The organism is Fodinibius sediminis (assembly GCF_900182555.1).
Lineage (GTDB): Bacteria > Bacteroidota > Rhodothermia > Balneolales > Balneolaceae > Fodinibius > Fodinibius sediminis.
This window is the reverse complement of sequence record NZ_FXTH01000002.1, coordinates 341,733-366,169: the sequence shown is the minus strand read 5'-3', so window position 1 is coordinate 366,169 and position 24,437 is coordinate 341,733. Positions and strand designations below refer to the sequence as shown.

Here is a 24,437-nt window from a genome sequence, read left to right as displayed (position 1 = left end):
AGCGTAATGATTTGCTTATTCCGGCTTAACGGTTTCTTAAAGTAGACATCTTATAATCGACTGTACCAACATCAATCAACCACAAAAATCATACACCTCATGATGATATCCAATTACTTAAAACTTGCAAGCATCGTTATGCTTTCCACGGTCCTGTTTACGACCGCATGCAGCGATGACAACAACCCTGTGAACCCGAATATTCCAGGGGAGGAAATTCCGGACATGTACACTAACTTGCCCGGAACATTGATTACCGAAAATGAAACCTGGAGCAGCGACACCACGCTCGCGGGTCCCCACTTTATTCTTCCGGGTGTTACCCTGACCATCGATCCGGGGGTTACGGTGAGCTTCGAATATCACAATGGTCGTTCGGAGGATGTCGGAACCATCATCGCCCTGGATGCGGATGATGAGAATTTTGACAGTCCGCGGTCCAGTGGCCGCCTGGTAGCAGACGGGGAAGCTGATAACCCGATCGTATTTACCTCTGCCCGAACCAATCCCGAGCGAAATGACTGGGGAGGAATTATTCTGGTTGGGCACGCACCGAATAACATCCCCGGTGGGGTAGGAGAAGTAGAAGGGCTGTCGAACGCTATTAATTACGGGGGCGACAAGCCCGACGACGACAGTGGCATTCTGCGTTATGTCCGTATTGAATACACCGGCTACAGCATCGCTGAAGGTTCGGAGCTCCAGGCGCTGACGCTCTACTCGGTGGGAAGCGGGACCACGCTCGAGCACATTAATATATACGAATGCAGCGACGACGGCGTAGAATGGTTCGGCGGAAATGCCGATATGCGTTATCTGGTTGTTTACGGGGCCGATGACGACAGCTTTGACATGGACCAGGGATGGAGTGGACGAGGACAGTTCTGGCTGGCCGTTCAGCGCGAAGGCGCCGATAACGGCTTTGAAAATGACGGGCGTGCCGAGTTGGGGTCAGGGAACCCGACCAGCCCGCTGCTCTCAAATATTACGGTCTACGGGGCTCCCAACAATACCGATGATTTTAAATCCGGCATGCGTCTGCGAGAGGATTTTACCGGCGATTATCGCAACATCATCCTGAGCAACATGCCGGGGTACAACTTCGTTCTGGAGGGGGCAGCCGGGGATGAAAACGAAGCCGATCAGTCATGGGATAATTATGACAGCGGCGATCTTGCTCTCAGCAACTTCTATATATGGAATAACGCTCTCGGCTGGGAAAAAGCCGCCGATGCTGACCGCTATGCTGCTTCCTATACTGAGACAGACCCGATATTTACCGATCCCGATAACTTTGTATTTACTCTTCAGACCGGATCTCCGGCATTGACTGGTGCCACCGTCCCTTCAGACTCCTTTTTTGAGCAGGTTGAGTTTGCCGGGGCCATGGGAGAGCAGGACTGGACCCGGGAAGGCAGCTGGGTTCGTTGGCCGAATCAGTAGAAGATAAAACTATCCATTATCCATCATCGTCTCACATACATCGTGTGAGGTGTGCTGATCACAGGGAGGTCGCGTTGAAAGCGGGACCTCCTTTTTATTTTTGATCTGTAGTTGTGGGAGTGCATCATATGCCTTATATTAAATCGTAAATTTACGATAAACGATAAAATGATGGCTGTTAATAAATCGAAATTGTTTGATTCTTCCCAGAAACGGCCGGCACAGCTGATGAAAGCACTCGCACATCCTGCACGTATAGCAATTCTTGAGCTGTTGGCCGAACGCCAGAGCTGTATCTGCGGAGCTATTACGGATGAGCTTCCCCTGGCACAGTCTACGGTTTCCCAGCATCTGAAAGCACTGAAGAAGGCGGGACTGATCAAGGGAGAGATTGACGGGGTACGCACCTGCTACTGCCTGGAGGAAGAGGGAATCAAAGAATTGCGGGATCATTTATTGCCATTGATACAGAAGTTAAAACCAGAAACCGAAGAAAACTGCTGCTGATATGAGTTCTTTACCCAAGAATGCCGATGAACTGAAACAAACAGTCAAAGAAAAGTATAGCCGGATTAGTGAACAGTCACCTGATTTCAATGCCCGTTCCTGCTGCGGTTCGGGTGCCTCTTCCGAGGAGGTGTATAATATTATGACCGACGATTACAGTGCTGTTGAAGGTTACAACCCGGATGCCGATTTGGGGCTGGGTTGCGGGCTGCCGACCCAGTTTGCCAGGATCGAGGAGGGAGATACGGTCATTGACCTGGGGTCTGGTGCCGGCAACGACTGCTTCGTGGCTCGTCATGAAGCCGGTGCGTCTGGAAAGGTGCTGGGCATCGATTTTTCAGAATCAATGATTGGAAGAGCCCGCAAGAATGCGCAGAAGCTGGGCTTTAACAATGTCGAGTTTCGCTATGGTGATATTGAGAATATGCCCGTTTCCGATGAGGTGGCTGATGTTATTGTGAGCAACTGCGTATTGAACCTGGTGCCGGACAAGCAAAGGGTTTTTACCGAAATATTCAGAACGCTGAAGGCCGGGGGACATTTCAGTATTTCAGATATCGTGCTTGTGGGCGAGCTCCCGGAGGCACTTCGCAAGGATGCCGAGATGTATGCCGGCTGCGTAGCGGGTGCCATCCAAAGGGAGGAATACCTGGGACACATCCGGGAACTGGGCTTCGAAGACATACGTATCCAGAAGGAGAAACCGATTATCATGCCCGATGATATTCTGAGCAACTATCTTTCCGGAGAGGAAATCGGGGAATTTAAGCAGGGCAGTACCGGTATCTTCAGCATCACAGTCTTTGCCCGGAAGCCGATGGCAGGGCCTGATCGCTCGAGCCGAAAAGGGGAAGTGGAATCGGCCAGAGATGATTCCTCGTGCACTCCCGGTTCGGGCTGCTGTTAGTTGTGTTCCTGAGGCTCTATTAAGAAGCACTGTTGCATACAGAATTTGCCACATTGACAAAATAGACTCCTGAGCCGTCAACGGACTGTCACCTCTATTCTAATTTTAACATACCATTGGTTGCGTTATATGTACCCTGATCTTGATTTGTACATCGAAGGTGTCAAAAAGGAAATATCAGAAATTTCTGACCATCGAAAAGTTAAGCTGCAGGAGCTGGCTGATTATATTGAGGCAAAAAAAAACACTGGAGAGCCGGCCCGTCTCGTTTTCATATGTACCCATAACAGCCGTCGAAGTCACTTTTGCCAGATTTGGTCTGCAGTGTTTGCCGAATACTTTGGAATAGCTGGTGTGGAAACATTTTCGGGCGGGACTGAAGTCACCGCTTTTAATCCACGGGCGGTGGGGGCCATTGAACGCACGGGTCTGAAGGTCCGCAAGCCCAAAGGCGAAAACCCACGATACGAAGTCTGGTTTGATGATGGTGAAGAGCCGCTGGTCTGTTTTTCCAAAACATTTGCTGATCCTTACAATCCGAAGAATAACTTTGCCGCTGTCATGACCTGTTCAGACGCCGACGAAAACTGCCCGGTGATTTTCGGTGCCGAAAAGCGCTTTTCCATCCCCTATGTGGATCCCAAAGAATCTGACGGCACTTCCCGGGAGAAGGCAACCTATGATGAAAGGTGCCGCCAGGTGGCCTCTGAAATGTGTTACCTGATGTCAGAGGTATAGGATGTCCATTTTTCTATTCAATTCTTTCTAAGCGTGGAGTACTAATACATTTACATTATGGCTAAACCTGCTCGCAAAATGAATGTTCTTGATCGCTACCTAACCCTGTGGATTTTTGTAGCCATGGCGATCGGAGTTGGAATCGGCTATCTGTTTCCTTCTGCACCGAAGTACATCAATTCTTTCAGTAGCGGATCGACGAACATTCCCATTGCTTTAGGGCTGATTCTGATGATGTATCCACCGTTGGCCAAAGTTGATTATAAACTGCTGCCCAACGTATTCCGTGATATTAAAGTGCTTAGCATCTCGTTAGTGCTGAACTGGGTTATCGGACCGGTTCTGATGTTTATTCTCGCTGTCATTTTCTTGCACGACTACCCCGAATACATGGTGGGGTTGATTTTAATTGGCTTGGCAAGATGCATAGCCATGGTGCTGGTTTGGAACGATCTGGCTGAAGGCAGCAGTGAATACGGGGCAGGCCTGGTAGCGCTGAACAGCCTGTTTCAGGTTTTCGCCTACAGTTTTTATGCCTGGATTTTTATCACCCAATTACCGCCGTTGTTTGGTTTTGAGGGAGCTGTTGTGGATATATCAATTTATATGGTTGCCGAGAGCGTGGCAATTTATCTGGGAATACCATTCGTGGCAGGAATAATCAGTAGATTTGGCCTGGTTCGCTTAAAAAGCAGGGAATGGTATGAAGAGAAATTTTTACCGTTCATTTCTCCAATTACTCTGGTGGCACTTCTGTTTACTATTGTGATGATGTTTAGTCTCAAGGGGGAACTCATCGTTCAAATACCGCTGGATGTAGTTCGTATTGCTGTACCATTATTGATCTATTTTGTGGTGATGTTCTTTATTGGGTTTGCCGTCAGCAAACTTGCCGGGGCCGAGTACGACAGGAATGCATCCATTGCCTTTACAGCAGCCGGCAACAATTTTGAGCTGGCCATTGCCGTAGCCATTGCCGTGTTTGGCCTAAATAGCGGTCAGGCTTTTGCCGGGGTCGTTGGACCACTTATCGAGGTGCCGGCTCTGATTGCTTTGGTAAACGTCGCTTTCAGGCTGAAGGATCGTTATTATCAGTCCAGTGTTCCGAGCTCGGTATCGGTAAGCGAACCGTGAGCTGGAGAACAGACGATCTCTGTGATAAGCAGTCTGTGGTTGAAAAAAATAGCTAATGGTTATAATTTAGGTTGATATTTTGGAACCTTGGCTTGTGTTTATTCGTTTTGATGAATCGATATCACTAAACAATAAAATGACGTAGATTTGGTTTTTGTTACACGCAAAGCTCATTTTAATGCGGCTCACCGTTTGCACAATCCCGAAAAATCAGACGAATGGAATCGACGGACTTTCGGTAAGTGTAACCATGAGAACTGGCACGGGCACAACTACAAGTTGTCCGTAACGGTAGCCGGCAAGATAAATAGCACCACCGGTTATGTCATTGATTTAGCGACCCTGAAATCAATCATTGAACAGCGTATTGTTGTAAAGTGTGATCATAAGAACCTGAATCTGGATGTACCATTTCTGGAAGGGATAATGCCCTCCACCGAAAATTTGGTCAAGGCGTTTTTTGAACAGATTGAAGAACCGATTGCTGAAAAATCAGGGGGTGACGGATTTCTTTACAGTGTCGAGTTACAGGAAACTGAACGAAATTCAGCCGAATATTGTCCCTATCGATTGGGTAAACCATTGCCTGAAATTGACTAACATACAGAACAGCAGTATTTAAAGCATGATATCTACAACATTGAAACGATACTACGACCCTACATTTACAGTTTCTGAGGATTACAAAGAAAGTCTGCCTGACCTTCAGAACGGTCCGGCTTCACTTATAGAGGGGGCTAATGTCCCTATACAACAGGTGGGGATTTCCGACTTTAAGCTGCCGCTCAAGTATCCGCGTCCCGATGGAGAAATTATCACCCTGGAAACTTCGGTAGGAGGGTATGTGGGGCTTGAGGCGGGAAAAAAAGGCATTAACATGAGCCGGATTATCCGGCGGTTTTATGATTTCAAGGATGAAGTTTTTCATCCGGAAATGCTGCGGGAGGTTCTGGAGGCCTATATTGAATCTCTGGATTCGAATTCTGCGTATCTTAAACTCTCATTCAACTATCCAATACTGCAGGAGAGCCTGCGGTCGGGCCTGGAGGGGTATCAGTATTATGAAACGGCTATTGAAGGCGTACTGAGCTCCGATGGAGAATTTCATACGTATATGCACCTTGATTTTGAGTATAGCAGTGCCTGTCCGTGCTCTTTTGAGCTTGCGGAGCATGCCCGTGATAACCGGGGGGTGGCAACGGTCCCGCACAGTCAGCGCAGTGTAGCCAGTCTCACGGTGGAACTCGACGAGTCAATCTTTGTGGAAGACCTTGTCAATCATTGCCGGAAGGCGCTGATGACCGAAACCCAGGTGATGGTGAAACGTGAGGATGAACAGGCGTTTGCAGAAATGAACGGGGCCTTCCAGAAGTTTGTAGAGGATGCTGCCCGGCTGCTGTATGAAGAATTGAATGAACAGGATAAGATACGTGATTTTGTAATCCGGTGTGCACACCTTGAAAGTCTTCACAGCCATGACGCGGTCAGCCGTATTTGCAAAGGGGTTCCCAACGGTTTGCGTTAGCACTGGCCGGCTGTGAAACAGTGTTGATCCATAAAAAAAGGTTCCCGGGTGATAGAGTCCGGGAACCTTTTTTAATTTTTTGTGTTTTTCGGTAAGCGTACTAGGTCAAAGCTTCATTGAGAAGTTTCTGCTGTTCTGCTTTGTGAATCTTAACCTGTCCTGCTGCGGGAGAGGCCGAGGCTTGTCGACCGGCATAACGCAGATTCTGGTTCTCCTGGAGCTGCCCCATGATACGGGGAGCTACGAAGGTCCATCCCCCCATGTTTTGAGGTTCTTCCTGGCACCAGACGATATCATCCACATGGTCATATTCTTTGAAGAGTTCCTTTATATCCCGATCGGGGAAGGGATAGAACTGTTCTAACCGTGCAATGGCTACGTTGTTGATCTCTTCATCTTGTCGCTGTTTGTAGAGATCATAGTAAACTTTGCCAGAACAGACAATCAGCCGGTCAATGCTGTCTTTGTCTTCCACTTCCTGATCGGCAATAAAGGGCTGGTAGGCTCCTTTGGCAAGATCTTCTGTTCGCGAAGTGGCCAAGGGATGACGCAACAGACTCTTGGGAGACATAATGATAAGCGGTCGCTTCTCTTCCTGCATAGCCTGCTTGCGTAAAATATGAAAATACTGCGCCGGTGTCGTAAGATTGACGATCTGCATGTTGTCTTCGGCGCAGAGCTGGAGGTATCGCTCAAGACGTGCCGAAGAGTGTTCCGGTCCCTGCCCCTCATAACCGTGGGGCAGCGTCATAACCAGCGCCGACTTTTGTCCCCACTTGGCCTCACTGGATGAGATATACTGGTCAACCGGAATTTGAGCTCCATTGGCGAAATCGCCGAACTGGGCCTCCCAGATGACCAGGGCATCCAGTTTGGCCGCACTGTAGCCGAATTCAAAACCAACACAGGCGAATTCACTGAGCAGGCTGTTATAGGGAAAGAACGGTGCCTGATCATCTGCCAGGTTATTGAGCGGGATAAATTTCTGATCGGTTTCGGTACCGTGAAGTATGGCATGGCGGTGCGAAAAGGTGCCGCGTTCGGCATCCTGCCCGGTAAGTCTGACGGTGGTGCCGTCTTTCAGCAGTGAACCGAAGGCCAGCGCTTCCGCAAACCCCCAGTCAATATTTTTGGTATTCTTTTCTACAATTTCGGCCCGTTTTGCCAGCTGTTTCAACAGTTTGGGATTGGCATCAAAGCCTTTGGGCACGGTATTGAGTTTTACAGCGATATCCTTGAGGTCTTCTTCGGGATGCGTGGTATCCGGGAATTCCGGCCACGCTTCCTGTCGGGTCTCGTGACGTTCAATCATATCGTCGGTCACTTCAAGGGGGGAGGCGTTTTTGGCATCCTCGAACGCCTCGCGAAGCAGTTCGTCAAATTCATCAAAAAGTTCCTGGGCTTCCTCCTCGGTCAGCTCGTTTTGGTTCAGCAGATGCTGGGTATACAGATCGCGCACCGGGGGATGAGAATCGATTTCCTGGTACATGCCCGGTTGCGTAAATGCAGGCTCGTCGCCTTCATTATGACCGTATTTACGGTAGCAGATCAGGTCAATGACCACATCCTTGTTAAATTTCTGACGATACTCAAAGGCCATCTGCATGGCGTGTACGGCCTCTTCGGGATTGTCGCCATTGACATGGAAGATGGGAGCAAGGATCATTTTGGCCAGATCCGAGGCATATTCCGTTGAACGTCCATCTTCGGGCAGCGTGGTAAAACCGATCTGGTTGTTGATGATGACATGTACGGTTCCGCCCGTCTGGTACGCATCCAGCTGCGACATGTTGAGTGTTTCACTTACCACACCCTGTCCGGAGAAGGCCGCATCCCCGTGGATTAGAACGGGCATGATGTTTTTGTTGGCATCATCCGCCTTGTCATGATCCTGTGTGGCGCGTGTAGCTCCTTCAACCACGGGATTCACCGACTCCAGGTGGCTGGGATTGGGTAGGAGCTCAATATCGATATCCTTCCCGGCCATCGTGCTGTATTTGCCTTCAGCTCCCAAGTGATACTTCACGTCGCCGGAACCCTGGATGCTGTCGGGATCGAGGTTGCCTTCAAAATCGGCAAAGACCTTGCGATACGGCTTATTCAGAATGTTAACGAGAATATTGAGACGTCCCCGGTGGGCCATACCCATAAATATTTTTTCGACTTTGTCTTCCCCCGCTTTTTCAAGCATGTGATGCATCATGGGAATAAGGGTATCGGCCCCCTCCAGTGAAAATCGTTTGTGACCAATATATTTCTTGTGTAGAAACTGCTCGAAGGCCTTGGCCTGATTTAACTTGTGGAGGATTTCTTTTTTCTGATCAATATCCAGCTCAGGGGTATTGGTGGTAGACTCCATTCGCTCACGCAGCCACTTACGCTCTTCAAGATCGAGGATGTGCATGTATTCCGCCCCGATCTTGCCGCAATAGGTATCACGCAGCAGGTGCACGATCTCCCGGAGCGGTGCTATCTCGTTGCCTCCAAGGCCGCCGCAGTAGAACTCGCGGTCCATATCCCAGAGGGTAAGACCGTAATATTCCAGGTCCAGTTCGGGACTGTGATCCGGTTCGTCGCTCAGCGGGTCTAAATCTGCCAGCACATGCCCGCGCGTGCGATACATATTAATCAGGCGCATGACGGAAATGGCCCGCTTGTTGTCTTCGAGCGAAGCGCCCTGCCCGTCGAGCTGTCCCATGTATTTATCTCCGCCAAAGGGCAGGGGATCGTATGAGATATCGAGATCTTCGAAAATTTCTTCGTAGAAGGTCTCCTCGCCGTTGAGCAGGCTGTGAATTTTCTTCAGGAATGAACCGGATTCAGCACCCTGGATGACCCGGTGGTCGTAGGTGGAGGTTACGGTCATGACCTTGCTGACGCCCAGCTGGCTGAGCACTTTCTGTGACATTGACTGGAATTCGGCCGGATAGTCAATGGCCCCGGTAGCGATAATCGTACCCTGGGTTTCCATCAGGCGGGGAACCGACTGCACGGTCCCGATCATTCCAGGATTTGTAAGTGTGATGGTTGTTCCTTCAAAGTCAGACAGCTGCAGTTTGTTGTTCCGAACCTTGTCAATAAGATTGTTATAGGCCTGGAGAAACTCCTTGAAGTTCATCCTGTCCACGCCTTTGATATTAGGCACCAGCAGGTTACGAGAACCGTCTTTGTTTTGCACATCCACGGCCAGACCCAGATTCACTTGGTCAGGGATCACCTTGTAGGGGTCGCCATCCTTGCGCACAAAGGAGTTGTTCATATTTGGGAACTCCTTGAGTGCCTTTACGATCGCCCAGGCAATATAATGAGTGAACGATGACTTGGGCTGATCATGCTGCAGCAAGTGACGGTTGATGATGGCCCGGTCCTCAATAAGCATCTTCATGGGAAGCACCCGAACTGAGGTTGCTGTCGGGATATTCAGACTCTCATCCATATTCTCAACAATCTTGCTGGAAACCCCCTTTATCTTCTCCAGCGTAACGCCTTTAGAGATGCTCTTGTCGCTTGATTTCTTTTTACCGGTATCTTCTGTTTTCTCTTCTTTTTTCTTGGCCTTAGAAGGAGCGGGAGTGCCGTTGCCTGCTTTTTGGGCCTCTTCCTTCAGTTCTTCTATGGTGTCGTCTTTGTCAAGTTCATCAAAATACTGTTTCCAGTGGTTGGGGACAGAAGAGGGGTCTTCTTTATATTGATTGTATAGTTCTTCAACAAGTGCAGAATTAGGTCCGAATATAACTTCCAGCGACTTCAAAATGTGATCTTATTGAGTGAGGTTAAAATTAACAATTAAAAAACGGATCAATGTTAAATTTGACTGATATTTTTGGTTTCTTTAAGAGACCAATAAATAAATCTAAAGTTAATCATTGTAATGTTAAAATACGATTCTTCAGCCCAGATAATTTTTTATTTTACGTAGGGTATTTTCAACGGATCTACAACGGCTTAAAAATGGCAATGACAAGTAATTAATGGATAATAACGTGAGCGACCCAACCGGTGCTGAAAATATAACCTGGGATCTTTCCGATTTATACAAGTCAATCGATGATCCCGCCTTGCAGAACGATAAAAAACGTGTTCGCAGAAAAGCGGATGAATTTGTTTCCTCGTATAAAAACAAGGTCATGGAATTCGATGAACAGCAGATGAATCAGGCTCTGCAGGAATATGAGGAAATCCTGGAATTATCAGGCAAAATTGGATCCTATGCCCAGCTTATCTGGTCAACCGACACTTCCAACGCTGAATACGGCAAATTAGTTCAGGAAGCCCGGGAGCTGTCGTCGGAAATTCACCAGCGACTGGTCTTCTTTGATGTGGAGTGGCTGGCGATGGATGATGAACAGGCCCGCCGGCTGATCGAGAGTGAAACCCTGGAGCACTATCGGCATTACCTGGAAACATCACGCCGCTACAAGCCGCATATCCTGGACGAAAAATCGGAACAGGTGCTCTCCGCCAAGAAGGTGACGGGACGAAGTGCGTGGAATCGCTATTTCGATGAAACCATGGGCGCTGCCCGCTTTACCCTCGACGGGGAGGAACTAACGCAGCAGGAAGCATTGAGCAAGCTGCATGAGCCTGAACGAGAGCTCCGGAAAAAAGCTCACGCAGCACTTACCGGTACCTTTTCAGAACTGAGCCGGTCAATGACCTTTATATTTAACACCCTGCTGGCCGACAAGCATACCGACGACAGGCTGCGCAACTATCCGAGCTGGATATCCTCGCGCAACCTGGCCAACGAAATTGAAGACCAGACCGTGGATCTGCTGGTGACGGCTGTCACCGGAAGGTACAGCCTGGTTCACCGGTTTTACGAGCTTAAACGATCCCTGCTGGGCTATGATCAATTGTATGATTACGACCGCTATGCCCCGCTGCTGGAGACCCAAAAGCAAATTCAGTGGGACAAGGCCCGGCGTACCGTGCTGGATTCCTATTCCGAGTTTCATCCACGGATGGGTGAGATAGCCGGGGAGTTTTTTGAGCAACAGTGGATTGATGCTGCTATCAAGCCGGGGAAACGGGGCGGGGCGTATTCAGCCAGCACGGTGCCCTCGGTCCATCCCTATGTCTTTATGAACTTCAACGGAAAAATCCGGGACGTCCAGACTCTGGCTCATGAACTGGGCCACGGGGTCCACCAGTATCTGTCTCGGGAACAGGGCGTGCTGCAGGCCGGTACGCCGCTGACTACGGCAGAGACGGCTTCCGTATTCGGGGAGATGCTCGTTTTCCAGGCATTGATGCGCAAACTGGATGATCCCAGGGAGAAACTGGCCCTGTTGATTGGTAAAATTGATGATACTATTGCTACGGTATTTCGACAAGTGTCCATGAACAGGTTTGAGCATGCCATCCACACCAAGCGCCGGGAAGAGGGTGAGTTGACGACCGGCGAATTTTCAGCCCTGTGGCGAAAAACACAGACCGACATCTACGGTGATTCGGTGACATTGACGGAAGGGTACGACCTTTGGTGGAGTTATATTCCCCACTTCCTGCATACTCCCGGTTACGTCTATGCCTATGCTTTCGGGGAGCTCCTGGTTCTGGCACTTTATAAACAGTATACACAGTCAGAAAACGGATTTTCGGATGCTTATATCGACATGCTGCGTGCAGGAGGTGCTGACTGGCCGGAACAAATTGTGGGTAAACTGGGTCTTGATATAACCAAACCCGATTTTTGGGACGGTGGGCTCTCAGCGATTGAACAGATGATTGAACAAGCAGAAGAATTGGCACAAAAGATCAGCTAAACGAAATATGAACAACTATGCGTCCGCACCTGAAGAGGATCGATCGAAGGCGGAAATAATGGGACAAAAGCGTCAGGAAAAGGCACTCCGGGAATTCAAGCATGTACTCAAGGATCTTGTCTTTCTGATGCGAAGTGCGTCCGGGATGCAGACGGTCTACCTGTACTGGATCAACCGCTCGCGGGAACAGTTCGTACTTGAGACCAAATCCACGGAGCTCGACAACGTAATGTTCAAAGATCGGTTGCACTTTGAAAACCATTTTCTAAATGAGTTTAAAGATATTACCGAGCCCACGGCACGGGAAGTGGGACGCGGGCTGGATGCTTCCCTGCTGAAGCACTATTATAATGAGGTTCCGATTCGGTATGTGACTATGCTTCCTTTTGTAAACAACGGTGAAACGGTCGCTATAACGGTGCTTGAATCGCGCGATCACATCTTTACCGAAGGCAAAAGCGAAGTTATATACTCCTATATCGATGCCTTGCGCAACGTGCTTAATACCTACCTGGAGATCAGTGATCTTTACGAACAGCAAAATGAGTGGATTGATTATGAAAAATGCCTTGACCGGTTGAACGTTCGCTGTCATCGTGCCGAACTGGTGAAGCGCTTGCTGAACGTCATGCAGGAATTTTTGCCCGACGGGGGCGTTTCCTTTGTCACACAGGGCATGGGAAGTTGGTGCAATGTCATGAATGCGGATCAGGCGGAGCACGTATTGCCCATCGGGATGACAATGGAAAAACGGTCGCTCACCAGTGAAGCCGCCGAGAATGGGAATACGGAGTTTGCCATTCACTTTAATAACAGCCCAAAACGCTTGTCTCCGCGTGAACGGAATACCGACGGGGCTACCATAGCCATACCACTCCTGATGAATGATCGTCGGCAGGGCGTCGTGCTGGCTTATGATAAAAATCCACTTGTTTTCAAGGAGTCGACCAAGCACAAGCTGATGAATCTTGTACGGGTGGCGGGACTGCAGATTATGGGCAATGATCCCAATATTGATATTGATGAGCCGGTTTTTGCCAATCAATTCGGGGCTTTCCTGCCGGATTTCTGGGAAAAGACCGTGGACTCGGAGCTTCGCAATATTAGTCGCGAGGAATCGCAATATCATTCCTGGTTTGGACTGCTCACCCTCTCAAACCTGCCGAAGCTGCGAACCAAGATGCGAATTGACCAGTTGGACCAGATGCAGCGCGATCTGATAACGACCTTTAATCCTTCCCAGTACGGGTATACCGGTATTTTGGGATTCCATTCCGACTACATTTACTCCTTCTTTATCCAGAACAAAGATCCGGATGCGCTCAGAAAGTGGGTCGCTTCGCTGCGCAAGAAATTTTCAAATTCGTTCGAACTCACCAACGGGATGCATATTGAAACGGATATTACAGTGGGATCCATAAAGCTGGACCAAGAATCCGACGACTCTTACCAGGTACTGTCCAAGGCCAAGTCGGCCTTGTCAAGAGCCATGAAATCCAATAAAAATGAGAGCCTTCAATAATGGGTAGTTGCTACGTAATTGTGATTGATGGGCTGGGAGTCGGTGCGCAGGAAGACGCAGGTGACTACGGCGATGAGGAAGAGAATACCCTGGGGCATGTTTGCGAGCAGACCAGCTGCCGACTGCCCAACCTGGAACGGCTGGGGCTGGGAAACATTATTCCCGTTGCTTCGGTACCGGTTGTATCGAACCCTCTTTGTGCCCACGGGAAAATGCGTGAACAGTCGGTTGGCAAGGATTCCACCACCGGCCACTGGGAAATGGCGGGAATCCATCTGAACCGTCCTTTTCCTACCTATCCCGATGGGTTCCCGGAGGACATTATCCAGCAATTCTGTGGCGGTATCGGGGTGGAACGAGTACTGGTCAACGAGTCCTATTCGGGCACCGAGGTTATTCGAGACTACGGAGAGGAGCACCTCAGGACCGGTTATCCGATCGTCTACACATCGGCTGACAGTGTATTCCAGGTGGCTGCTCATGTGGATGTAACCCCGGTCGAGAAGCTTTACGAGTGGTGTGCCTTCGCTCGCGATCGCCTTATGACCGGCGAACATGGGGTGGGACGGGTCATTGCCCGGCCCTTCGAAGGGCCGCCAGGCGCGTTTGAGCGACTGTCGGAGCAGCGGCATGATTTTTCCATCGCACCGCCGGAACAAAACATCTTGGGCAAGCTGAGGGAGGGCGGGGTCAAAACCTATGCCATAGGCAAGATTGTGGACCTCTTTTCCGAACGGTATTTTACCCAGTATCGGCGGACCCGGCACAACGCCGAGGGGATCTCCCAGCTGCTCAGCCTTATGTCGGCTATCTCCGACAGTTTCGTTTTTGTGAACCTGATCGATACAGATCAAAAATACGGTCATCGCCTCGATGCCGAAGGCTACGCACAGAGTTTACAGGAATTTGACCGTGCCGTACCAGCTATCATCAGCAAGGTACAGGACGATGACTTGCTTGTCATAACCGGCGATCACGGGAATGACCCAACCAATGACAGCACCGATCACAGCCGGGAGTTTGTGCCTGTATTGGTTTTTCCGGGCTCCTGTGCTGAACAATTGAACCTGGGTACACGAGAGACCTTCAGCGATATTGCCTGCACTATTGCTGATTTTTTTGGACTCTCGGCTGATTTCCACGGGAAAAGTATGCTTATGAAGGAATGATAGCCGGCAAGATCTTTGTTCGTTATTATCCAATAGAAACCTTATATTATAGGGATTTCAAAGGACAACATTATGTTAAATTAAGCGTTACCTTACCCTAGTTTGATGTTGAAGCCGTCAAAAACGGTTCAAAATTTAACAATTTTGCACTGAAATTATCAATAAACCCATTACAAGCCCGTGGCAAGAAGTTCAGGTATTTCTACTCGAGAATCGGAATCACTCGATCGCTATTTACAGGAGATTGGCAAAGAGAAGCTCATCACCCCGGAAGATGAAGTAAGGCTGGCCAAGGAGATCCAGAAAGGCAGCCAGAAAGCGCTTGAGGATTTAACAAAAGCGAACCTTCGGTTTGTGGTGTCTGTGGCCAAACAGTACCAGAACCAGGGGTTATCACTTGGTGATCTCATTAATGAAGGAAACCTGGGACTGATCAAGGCGGCAAAGCGTTTTGATGAGACACGGGGATTTAAGTTTATCTCCTACGCCGTATGGTGGATTCGCCAGTCAATCCTTCAGGCACTGGCCGAGCAAAGCCGGATTGTACGGCTGCCGTTAAACCGCGTTGGCGCACTCAACAAGATTGGCAAAGAACTTTCCAAGCTGGAACAGGAATATGAACGAGTGCCTTCGGCCGCCGAGCTGGCTGAAAGCCTGGATATGACTGTTTCCGAAGTGGCTGATACGCTCAAGATATCCGGTCGCCATCTTTCAGTGGATGCCCCATTTGCCCAGGGCGAGGACAACCGTCTGCTGGATGTTCTCGAGAATGAGGAAACCCCGGATCCAGACAATGACCTGATGGGCGAGTCGCTCAAAGTGGAAATTGAGCGGGCCCTTTCAAAATTGACGGATCGGGAAGCAGAGGTTATCCGGCTCTATTTTGGCATTGGCCGTGAACACTCCCTGACGCTTGAAGAGATTGGCGAACGCTTTGATTTGACGCGGGAGCGCGTACGGCAGATTAAGGAAAAAGCCCTTCGCAAGCTGCGCCACCATAATCGAAGTGCGGCCCTGCGTGCCTACTTGGGATAGGGTTTGATTAAGAAATTGTCAGGTGATAAAGGCTCCGGTTGACCGGGGCCTTTTTTATTTTGACAAACTTTTAATAGAATGAGGGCGTTACCTCTGGAGACGGGAACAGTCAAATGATAATGAGTCACGTTCAAGGCAGGTAAATTTAATATCTCGCAGGATACTTCCATCAGTAATATCTCTATGGAGCGGTTTTCTTTTATACTTGCAGTGATGGTATTGGTGCTGGGCAGCGTTGCTGAGGCCCAGGTGCTTCCTTTTCGTACCTATTCCATCGAGAAAGGACTCAGCGAATCGGTAGTGAATGGAATGATGCAGGATCATGAAGGGTACCTCTGGATTGCGACCAGCTACGGCCTAAACCGGTTCGACGGCATCCAATTTAAAAATTATTACCGCGAGGATGGCCTTCACGACAACAAGGTAACGGCCCTTTTTGAAGACCGGGATAACCAGCTGTGGATAGGGACTGAAAGCGGCGTCAACCTTATAAAAGCCGACAGTATCCACAAGCCTTCGGCTCTCCAGGCCCTGAATGTGAGTACCATCCTGGATATCTACCAGGATCAGCTGGATGAATTCTGGTTTGCCACTGACGGCGAAGGAGTCTGGTACTGGGATGGTCGGCAAAATGTGACACAATACCGCGAGGTCAACGGGCTGGCCGACGATCGCGTGCGTGCAATAGTCGAAGATGAACAGGGCATTCTCTGGTTTGCCACCCGGGACGGGCTGACTAAGCTTGAGGAAGGCAACTTCAGGACTTATACCGAAGAGGATGGATTGCCCGATAACCGGCTGCGCGACCTGGCCCTGACTTCGGACGGGGAACTCTGGATTGCCAGTCGGGGGGGGCTCTGCCGGTTGGAGGACGAAGGCTTCCGCTGTTATTCCGAGGATGATGGCCTTGTCAATAATCGCATACAGTCTATCTCTGTGACGGAGGCCGATGAACTGTGGCTCGGAACAGAAGAGGGAAGCAGTTTTTTTTCGGAAGGTACGTTCACCAATTATTCGGTAGAGGAGGGGCTGGTGAATAATATCATTCAGACGACGGTCTACGACCGGGAGGGCAATATATGGTTTGGAACCCTGGGGGGTGGTATCAGCCTGTTTTTGGGTAACCAGTTCAAAAGCTACACCGTCGAGGAGGGGCTCCCTAACAACGTGGTAACTTCAATAACGGAAGATCGAACGGGAAATCACTGGGTAGCGACCTACGGCGGGGGCATCGTGCGTATTGATTCAGCCGGGGTATTTACCACCTTTACCCGGGCGGATGGATTGGTAGACAATAAAGTATACACGCTGAAATCCAGCAGGGAAAATGAGCTGTTTATCGGTACACGATGGGGATTGAGTATCTATGATGGCCGAGAGTTTAGAAATTTCGATGAACATATCCTGCCTTATCGAAAGATTAGGGCTCTTCATCCGTTGGAGCAGCAGGAGGACACCTGGTGGCTGGGTACCTATGGGGAGGGTATTCTCAAATATGACGGCCGGCGGTTTCAACAGATGACCGAAGACGACGGCCTGGCAAATAACACCGTTATGGCTGTGGAGGATGATGATGACGGCTCGGTCTGGTTTGCAACCTATGGCGGTGTCAGCCGCCTACGCAACGGGCAGATTACAAATTACGGCATCCAGGACGGCCTGCCAAACAACGGCGTCCTGGATATCCTCAGAGACAAGGCCGGCAACCTCTGGTTTGCGACCTTTGGGGGAATCGCGCAGTTTCAGGACGGGAGATTTGAACCGATAACGGGGGACGATGGGCTGCCGGATGAAGTGTGTTATTTTATCGAACAGGATGACCGGGGCATCTTCTGGATAGGCACCAACAAGGGCCTCGTACGGTTTGATTATGAAGCCTATAGTTCAGGTCAACAGTCGGAAGAAGTACAGGCATTCAAGCTTATCACACAGGACCAGGGACTGGCGGCCAACGAGATGAATGCCGGTGCGTCTTTCAAAGACAGCGATGGCAACCTGTGGTTTGGCTCTGTGGGAGGGGTAACCCAATTTGATCCCTCCAGCGAAAAAGTCAATCGGGCGGCTCCCAAAGTACACATCGAAGGTATCAGCGTGTCGGGCGAGGAAATCGGTATGGGGTCTGACCTTCAGGTAGGCAGCAATAACCACAATATCACCTTTAACTTTATCGGCATTAGTTTTACGGCACCCGACCAGGTTAAGTATCGGTATCGTCTCCGGAATTCAGGGGAGGGCTGGCAGACGACGACTCAGCGGAGCGTACGGTACCCTGCTCTGGTTCCGGGCGACTATACCTTCGAAGTGATGGCCCAGAACAATGACGGCCGATGGAGTACCCAGCGCGCTTCGGTGGACTTTACGGTCTTGGCCCCTTTCTGGCTTCGCTGGTGGTTTATACTATTGGTACTGTTTGCAATAGGCGGGCTTATCGCTTTTATCTATAATTATTACCGGGTCAAAAAAATGGTTGATATCGAACGGATGCGGGTCCGTATTGCCAGCGATCTGCACGACGATGTGGGGTCTGCGCTTACAGAGATCGCTTTGCAGTCCGATTTTCTGCAGACCATGGATGTTGCAGATCCGCTGCAGGATTCCATTCAGCAGATCGGAAGCCAGAGTCGGAAGATCGTATCCAGCCTGGATGATATCGTATGGTCTATTGATGCCCGCAATGATACCTTGGGCGATCTCACTGACCGCATGCAGGATCATGTGAACAGCGTGCTGCCGAGCCTGCAGGTTACCTACCGCTTTGATGGCGATATGGAGGAAAAGATCGAAGTTTCGCTAAAAGAAAATTTGTACCTTATTTTTAAGGAGGCAATTAATAACATCGCCAAGCACTCCAATGCTGAAAAGGTACAGGTGGCGCTTAGCATAAAAGGCCGGCATTTTACACTGAATGTCAGTGATAACGGCACAGCTGCTCGGAACGAACGTAAAAGCGGGCAGGGATTGCGTAACATGAAAATGCGAGCGAAACGTATTGATGCAGATATTACATTTAACAGCAGCGAAGGGTTTGAAGTGCAAGTGGAAAACCGGGAGTAACCTGCCCGGTGCCGAATATTCATCTTAAATCATGTGATTATGGCTTCAATAGCGGGCATTGTTGAGGATAACAAGAAAATTCGAGACCTGATTCAGCGTTACCTGGATATGCAGGATGAACTGTCCTGCCCCGTGGCGGTGGATTCGGTGGAAGAAATGCTTGACTACCTGGAAGAACATCCTGCACCGGATGTCATTCTGATGGATATCCAGTTGCCGGGCATGTCGGGAATCAAGGGGATCGGCATAATCAGGGATAAATATCCGGATGTTGAAATTATTATGCTGACCGTCTACCACGACTCCCATAAAATTTTTAAAGCCCTGCGCGCGGGAGCTTCGGGCTACCTGCTTAAACATACCTCGCTGCCGGAAATCAAGGAATCCATTCTCAAGCTGCTGGAGGGCGGGGCCCCGATGTCGCCTCAGATTGCACGCAAGGTGATCACGCATTTTCAGGATGATAATCCCGGGAAAGATACCGAATCCGATTTAACCCCCCGCGAGCATGATATTGTCAATGGACTTGTCGACGGGCTGAGCTATAAAATGATTGCTGATCGTTACGACATATCCATTGATACTGTGCGGGCTCACATACGAAACATTTATAGGAAGTTACACGTTAATTCTAAAGCGGAGGTCATCGCAAAATCACTGAAAGGTGAGATCTAAAGGGTCTAACATGATCATGTGATTGTTGATATACTTCGAAGAGGTTATTTTATAAATAGAAATTGAGGTCTGCGTAGTGAATAGCCTCAATGTCTGGCAATTAAGCGTATAGACGGAGGTTACCATGAAATTTGTCAAATTTGTTCTACTAGTGCTTTCAGCTACACTCTTTACGGGGTGTTATACCCAGCTCAAGTATACGCAGTCTCAGGATGACAGCTACACGGAACAAGAAGAGCGATACGAAGAGGAGGCCTACATTCCCATTGATTACAGAGACTATGAGTATGCCAGGCGTTACGCCGATTGTCTCTGTAGCCCGTACCGGAGTTACCGCAGCGATTATTTTGGTCCAAGCTGGAATTATCATTCATTTTATGATCCCTATTGGGGCTATTCCCGTTCGTGGCCTTATTTCTCTTCCCATTACTGGGCATTGAGTCCATATACCCGGTGGCGGATGAGTGTGGGATTCGGTTTTCATCATTCTTTCTATAACAGCTTCGGTTTTTCATTTTCCTGGGGAAGCCCGTACTATCACAGCTTCTACGGCAACAGTTTTTACTATGATCCCTATTGGTACGGCTACCACCGGCCATTTGGCTATAATTACTATAACTTCTACGGCAGCGGATACTATCGCAATGTATATCGATCGGATAGTGATAGAACGTATCGACGCCGAAGTATAGGAACCAACCGTATTAACGATGATCGCCGTCGTTCAAGATCAACCGATGACCGCGACCAGGTTCGAAGCCGGAGTTCAGATACTTCATCGCGTTCAACGACGGTTCGCAGACGCTCAACTGGAAGTTCACGGACCAGCAGTGGTTCGGTGGGACGCACCCGCTCACGTCCCAGCAGTTCCTCGGGCTCCGTCGGACGAAGCCGAAGCAGCGGCAGTAGCAGCTCTGGAAGCCGGAGCAGCGGAGGCAGCAGTCGAAGCAGGGGAGATGGAAATAACCTGCAGTCTCATAACGACGTCTCTAGAAACAGCGACGCCTCCTCCGACAAGATCAGTCGAGTAGGGCTACAGCCTTCCAGGGATCGAAGCAGCCGTGTTCTTGATCGTCGCCGTATTCTCAATGACACACGGTCACAGCAGCGCGAACTTCGCCCGGCTAACGGAAACAGCAGGTCAGATAATAACCGGAGCCGGGGAGGTTTTTTTAACCGATTGAAAAAGGTTATTGATAATAATGTTAAAATAACAAACAGTCGGAACCGGACCTCAAGCCGATCAACCGTTCGTTCTGAGCGTTCCTCAAAAAGAACACCCACGATCAAGCGCAGCAGCCGGAGCAACAGCCGGTCTGCGGTTAGAAGCCGTTCATCGTCTTCCTCCGGCAAGTCCCGCTCTTCGGGGCGTTCCTCGCGCAGTCGCGGCAATTAAGTGAAGCTGAGAATACTCAAAGACCAACCTGTATCATCTTCATACCTTAATTATTTCGCTATGGATACCAAACGTATGTCACGAAATATTGGGAGCGTTTTGATTCTGTTTGCCCTTCTGGGCAGTCTTTCCACTGTTCAGGCACAAACCACTGACGATGTACTCCGCTACAGCCTGGAATTCCCCTCCTATGATGCGGTTAGTGTGGTGATGCCGGGCATTGCCCGTCATACGGGCTTCGGGGCCTACCAGGACAACCCGGCTGCTATGGCCCTGGCAGAGCAGGGCTATCTCTCCTTTGATCTGAGTACCCGTTATGTCAATGAGTCCGGTAGTTACAGGGGCAATACCGTTGACTTTTCGGACAGCCAGCTGGGAATTGGAAATCTGGGATTTGTCTATACCTTTCCCACTGCCCGCGGAAGCCTGGTCATGGGGGGCGGGTACAGCCAGAGCAGCAACTTCAACCGGGCCCTGTCAGTCAATGTTCGTAACAACAAATCGACGTTGACGGATTTCTACAACAGCTCCTTTGTGAGCGACGATCTTTATTTTGCTGCCTATGATGCATTTGCTATCTACGACCCCGATCCCAATGACGACTCCTATGACAACACGACCTCTGTATTCCGGGCGAATGGATACCGGGGCATTCACCAGCATATGGAGCTGATAGAAAAAGGACAGCTGGGCGAGTATTCAGCCTTCATTGCCTCGGAAGTGATGGAGAATATTTATCTCGGGGCGACCATTGGTTATACGAGTGGCAGCTATACCTATGAGCGTGACTTTCTGGAGTCAGACCGAAACAATGACTATTCCAACAGGGTGCTTAACACCGACATCGACGATATACTCAGCCTGGATACCATTGATGCTACCATCGAAGCCTTCAATGCACAGCTGGGGGTGGTCTACCGATACTCGGACCAGTGGAATTTTGGTGCGAGCTACGAGTTTCCAAGCAGGCTGCAGATCGACGAGGAATTTAATACCGTCATTTCCACCACCTTCGACAATGGCGACCTGGAGGAACATGACGCCCCGGGCTCCTTTTCCTATGATATCATCCGGCCGTCACGGCTGAAGGCAGGGTTTACCTATGCAACGGAGGAGGGACTTACGGTTTCTGCACTGGCCGAGGGCGTATTTTACTCCAATGCAGAGTATGACGAAGAGGGGCTCAGTGACTATGAAGCAGATGTCAACAACAGTATTAGCAGCAATTTCAGTGATGTCATGAATCTTCGCGGGGGATTGGAGTATGAACTGAATGAACAGTTTACCCCGCGCATAGGCTACGCCTATTTTGCCAGTCCTACGGAAGGCTTTGATCGCAGCCGCCAAGTTCTCAGCGGTGGATTCAGCGCCCGCTTCAGTCGCGGAATGAGCTTTAACCTTGGCCTGCAGTACAGCCTGTGGGATGACGAAAACAGCTTGTACGAATATGAAGCGGCCGATGGCAGTATTGTTGGGGAATATGCCCGTGAAGACGTAAGTCGTTTGAACGTGATGGCGGGCTTCAAGGTGGCACTGTAATCAGTCGCAAAGCAACAGGCAAATTTGCGGCGGCGTCAGAGCCTCCCACGTGAAAGTAACGGCCGTGTTTCACCGACAGCAGCCACTGGTGCTACTGTGTCACATCGAATTTGGCCCAAACGGGCAGATGGTCGGAAGTGGTCCGTTCGAAGTTGGGAATATAGGTGAGCGGCGCGTCATAGACGGCCGCGCTCTGGGCTACATACATCTGGTAGAGCTCATTGCTCATCGTGATGTGGTCAATAAGGTTGCCTTCGTCCATATAATTGATTGAAGACGAGCGCTTCTCTTTCGATAACTGATGGGTTATGATTTCAAAATGGCTGGGATGATTGATGAACTCGTCATACGGCGTCTCCGCAAAGTCCCCGGGTGAGTAATAGTAGAGTGATTCGTCCACATCGTCGTTGTAATCGCCCAGCAGGATAATATTGGCCTCGGCATGCTCGTCCATTAAATAGTGATAGAGTCCCTCGGCAGCCTGTTGTCGGCGCCGGTAGGCCTCGGCATACTCTTCACTGTTGTCGCCATAGTTTGCTTTGCCATGAATCACAATGGCATAAAAAGGTATCCTCGTATTCTCGAAACGATAGTTGAAGCTGACATAGAGCGGCTCTCTTCCGTTGGCCCAGTAATAGCTCCACTGTTCCTGGTAGGCCGGGGGTACATCTGTAGATTCGATAGCGCCGCTGTCGAGGACCTCGATGGTGTTGCTATTGTAAACAAAGGCCATCTTCTGTCCCTGGCTTATGTATTCGGCAGTGATTCCGCGGTAGCCGGTAAGCGGGCTAAGCAGTTGGTTGAGCGCCTGCTGGCTATTAATTTCCTGGAGGGCATAGAGGTCTGCATTCAATGAGTCCATAACGCGAACGGCATTTTTCGTCTGCTGGAAATTATCGTCGGCATCATACCATTCGATATTCCAGGTTACGGTTTCCAGGATGCCGTCCGGAGCTACCTCCTGCGTTGGCGGGATCTCCTCATACGGGGCTTCGTCCCCGGGTTGATAACCCGGGGTGCCGCAGCCGTTCAGTATTAGGATGATAATGAGGAACCACAGGGTGCTGCTTAAGGGATGATTCTTCAAAGGCTTGATAGCTATTCGGCTTGTTGCTTGGGATTGATGCTCAATACCGGGCTTTTGACATGGCGGGCCACATTCGCTGTGGTGCTCCCCATCATAAGATAGTCAATGCCGGTACGACCCACGGTAGACATGACAATGAGGTCCTGCGGATTGTTCAGGTTATAATTAAGTATTGCCTCGTGCGGGGTCTCTGTGGAGACAATCACCCGCGTGGATACAAGGTCCCCGAGTTCGTGGAGTTCCTCTTTGGCGAGTACCTTCAGCCGCTGCTCGCGCAGGTCAATTTTGGACTTGTCGGGGTCGTTGTCATGTTCAGGATCGTAGGCAAAAATGTTGAGCAGTTCCAGGCGGGCACGGGCCTTGAGCGCAATCTCTTTGGCATAGGAGAAGGCCTCCTTGGAGTGATCGGAAAAGTCGGTAGTCAACAGGATCTTGTCGAGACCGGTGATTTCACGCTCTTCATTGACAATGAGCACCGGCAGGTGGGCCATGCGCAGGACCTTTTCGGCCACAGAACCCAAGAAAAAGCGCGAAAAGCCCGTGCGACCGTGGGTTGACATGACAATCATGTCAAAATCCTTTGCCTCCTCCACGATTGCCTGGGCCGGATTGCCAATGGAAATACGGGGCTTGGTGAGCAGAGATTGTTCGACGTTTTCGTCGGCCAGCTCGGTGAGCCGGCTGTTCAAGGCCTCTTCAATTTCGTCGTAATCATCTATTGCCGTGGAACCCATTCCAAACATATAGGGCCCGCCGTCTACCTCATTAAGTGGCAGGTAGGAGTGGAAAGGGGTGATCGAACCCTGGAACAGTTCAGCTATTTTCTGTGCTGAATGCAGCGCGCTGGTGCTGAGTTCAGAAAAGTCGAGCGGTACAAGGATCTTGATGTTTTCCATAATAGGTTTGGTATGTTTATTGGGTTAAGATAACAGCCTTGC

Annotated in this window: 18 protein-coding genes; 15 read left to right on the top strand and 3 right to left on the bottom strand. The window is 49.9% G+C overall.

What is annotated here, in order from left to right:
• Window positions 1–99: 99 nt before the first annotated feature.
• From FN808_RS03595 to folE2, 7 genes are all read left to right on the top strand, one after another.
• Complete coding sequence (locus FN808_RS03595; protein WP_142713185.1) at window positions 100–1,443, top strand: beta-helix domain-containing protein; 1,344 nt, start codon at window positions 100–102, stop codon at window positions 1,441–1,443.
• A 168-nt stretch (window positions 1,444–1,611) separates the two neighbouring features.
• A complete protein-coding gene (locus tag FN808_RS03590) occupies window positions 1,612–1,950 on the top strand; it encodes an ArsR/SmtB family transcription factor (RefSeq protein ID WP_246068272.1) in 339 nt (112 codons plus the stop codon).
• 1 nt (window position 1,951) lies between these two features.
• On the top strand, window positions 1,952–2,857 hold the full coding sequence (locus FN808_RS03585) for an arsenite methyltransferase (protein WP_142713183.1): 906 nt from the start codon (window positions 1,952–1,954) through the stop codon (window positions 2,855–2,857).
• Between the two features lie 129 nt (window positions 2,858–2,986).
• Window positions 2,987–3,595: a low molecular weight phosphatase family protein gene (locus FN808_RS03580; protein WP_142713182.1), complete on the top strand. Its 609-nt coding sequence runs from the start codon at window positions 2,987–2,989 to the stop codon at window positions 3,593–3,595.
• A 57-nt stretch (window positions 3,596–3,652) separates the two neighbouring features.
• Window positions 3,653–4,729, top strand: a complete 1,077-nt coding sequence (gene arsB, locus FN808_RS03575; protein WP_142713181.1) for an ACR3 family arsenite efflux transporter — start codon at window positions 3,653–3,655, stop codon at window positions 4,727–4,729.
• Between the two features lie 147 nt (window positions 4,730–4,876).
• Complete coding sequence (locus tag FN808_RS03570) at window positions 4,877–5,329, top strand: 6-pyruvoyl trahydropterin synthase family protein (RefSeq protein WP_142713180.1); 453 nt, start codon at window positions 4,877–4,879, stop codon at window positions 5,327–5,329.
• 25 nt (window positions 5,330–5,354) lie between these two features.
• A complete protein-coding gene (gene folE2 / locus FN808_RS03565; protein ID WP_142713179.1) occupies window positions 5,355–6,254 on the top strand; it encodes a GTP cyclohydrolase FolE2 in 900 nt (299 codons plus the stop codon).
• A 100-nt stretch (window positions 6,255–6,354) separates the two neighbouring features.
• Here the strand turns inward: folE2 and FN808_RS03560 are convergent, their stop codons facing one another.
• Entirely contained in the window at window positions 6,355–10,005 is a 3,651-nt protein-coding gene (locus FN808_RS03560) for a multifunctional oxoglutarate decarboxylase/oxoglutarate dehydrogenase thiamine pyrophosphate-binding subunit/dihydrolipoyllysine-residue succinyltransferase subunit (RefSeq protein ID WP_142713178.1), read from the bottom strand.
• Between the two features lie 232 nt (window positions 10,006–10,237).
• Between FN808_RS03560 and FN808_RS03555 the strand changes: the two genes are divergently transcribed.
• The 8 genes from FN808_RS03555 (at window position 10,238) to FN808_RS03520 (ending at window position 22,412) form a co-directional block, all read left to right on the top strand.
• On the top strand, window positions 10,238–12,022 hold the full coding sequence (locus FN808_RS03555) for a M3 family oligoendopeptidase (protein ID WP_142713177.1): 1,785 nt from the start codon (window positions 10,238–10,240) through the stop codon (window positions 12,020–12,022).
• A 7-nt stretch (window positions 12,023–12,029) separates the two neighbouring features.
• Window positions 12,030–13,544: a GAF domain-containing protein gene (locus tag FN808_RS03550; protein WP_142713176.1), complete on the top strand. Its 1,515-nt coding sequence runs from the start codon at window positions 12,030–12,032 to the stop codon at window positions 13,542–13,544.
• On the top strand, window positions 13,544–14,713 hold the full coding sequence (locus tag FN808_RS03545) for a phosphopentomutase (RefSeq protein ID WP_142713175.1): 1,170 nt from the start codon (window positions 13,544–13,546) through the stop codon (window positions 14,711–14,713). Before FN808_RS03550 ends, FN808_RS03545 begins: the two co-directional genes overlap by 1 nt.
• 180 nt (window positions 14,714–14,893) lie before the next feature.
• A complete protein-coding gene (locus tag FN808_RS03540; protein WP_073062696.1) occupies window positions 14,894–15,748 on the top strand; it encodes a sigma-70 family RNA polymerase sigma factor in 855 nt (284 codons plus the stop codon).
• A gap of 183 nt (window positions 15,749–15,931) precedes the next feature.
• Window positions 15,932–18,802 carry a ligand-binding sensor domain-containing protein gene (locus FN808_RS03535; protein WP_142713174.1) on the top strand — a complete coding sequence of 957 codons (2,871 nt, stop codon included), beginning with the start codon at window positions 15,932–15,934 and terminating at the stop codon, window positions 18,800–18,802.
• 39 nt (window positions 18,803–18,841) lie between these two features.
• Window positions 18,842–19,477 (top strand): response regulator, encoded by a 636-nt coding sequence (locus tag FN808_RS03530; RefSeq protein WP_142713173.1) that lies wholly within the window; start codon window positions 18,842–18,844, stop codon window positions 19,475–19,477.
• A 124-nt stretch (window positions 19,478–19,601) separates the two neighbouring features.
• The gene (locus FN808_RS03525) at window positions 19,602–20,873 is read left to right on the top strand and encodes a DUF3300 domain-containing protein (protein WP_142713172.1); all 1,272 of its coding nucleotides are present in this window, start codon (window positions 19,602–19,604) and stop codon (window positions 20,871–20,873) included.
• Window positions 20,874–20,933: 60 nt separating this feature from the next.
• Window positions 20,934–22,412, top strand: a complete 1,479-nt coding sequence (locus FN808_RS03520; protein ID WP_142713171.1) for an OmpP1/FadL family transporter — start codon at window positions 20,934–20,936, stop codon at window positions 22,410–22,412.
• Between the two features lie 91 nt (window positions 22,413–22,503).
• Here FN808_RS03520 and FN808_RS03515 read toward each other — a convergent pair whose 3' ends face one another.
• Both FN808_RS03515 and FN808_RS03510 read right to left on the bottom strand, forming a co-directional pair.
• Window positions 22,504–23,499 (bottom strand): endonuclease/exonuclease/phosphatase family protein, encoded by a 996-nt coding sequence (locus FN808_RS03515; protein WP_185958233.1) that lies wholly within the window; start codon window positions 23,497–23,499, stop codon window positions 22,504–22,506.
• 11 nt (window positions 23,500–23,510) lie between these two features.
• The gene (locus FN808_RS03510) at window positions 23,511–24,395 is read right to left on the bottom strand and encodes a universal stress protein (RefSeq protein ID WP_142713169.1); all 885 of its coding nucleotides are present in this window, start codon (window positions 24,393–24,395) and stop codon (window positions 23,511–23,513) included.
• Window positions 24,396–24,437: the final 42 nt, after the last annotated feature.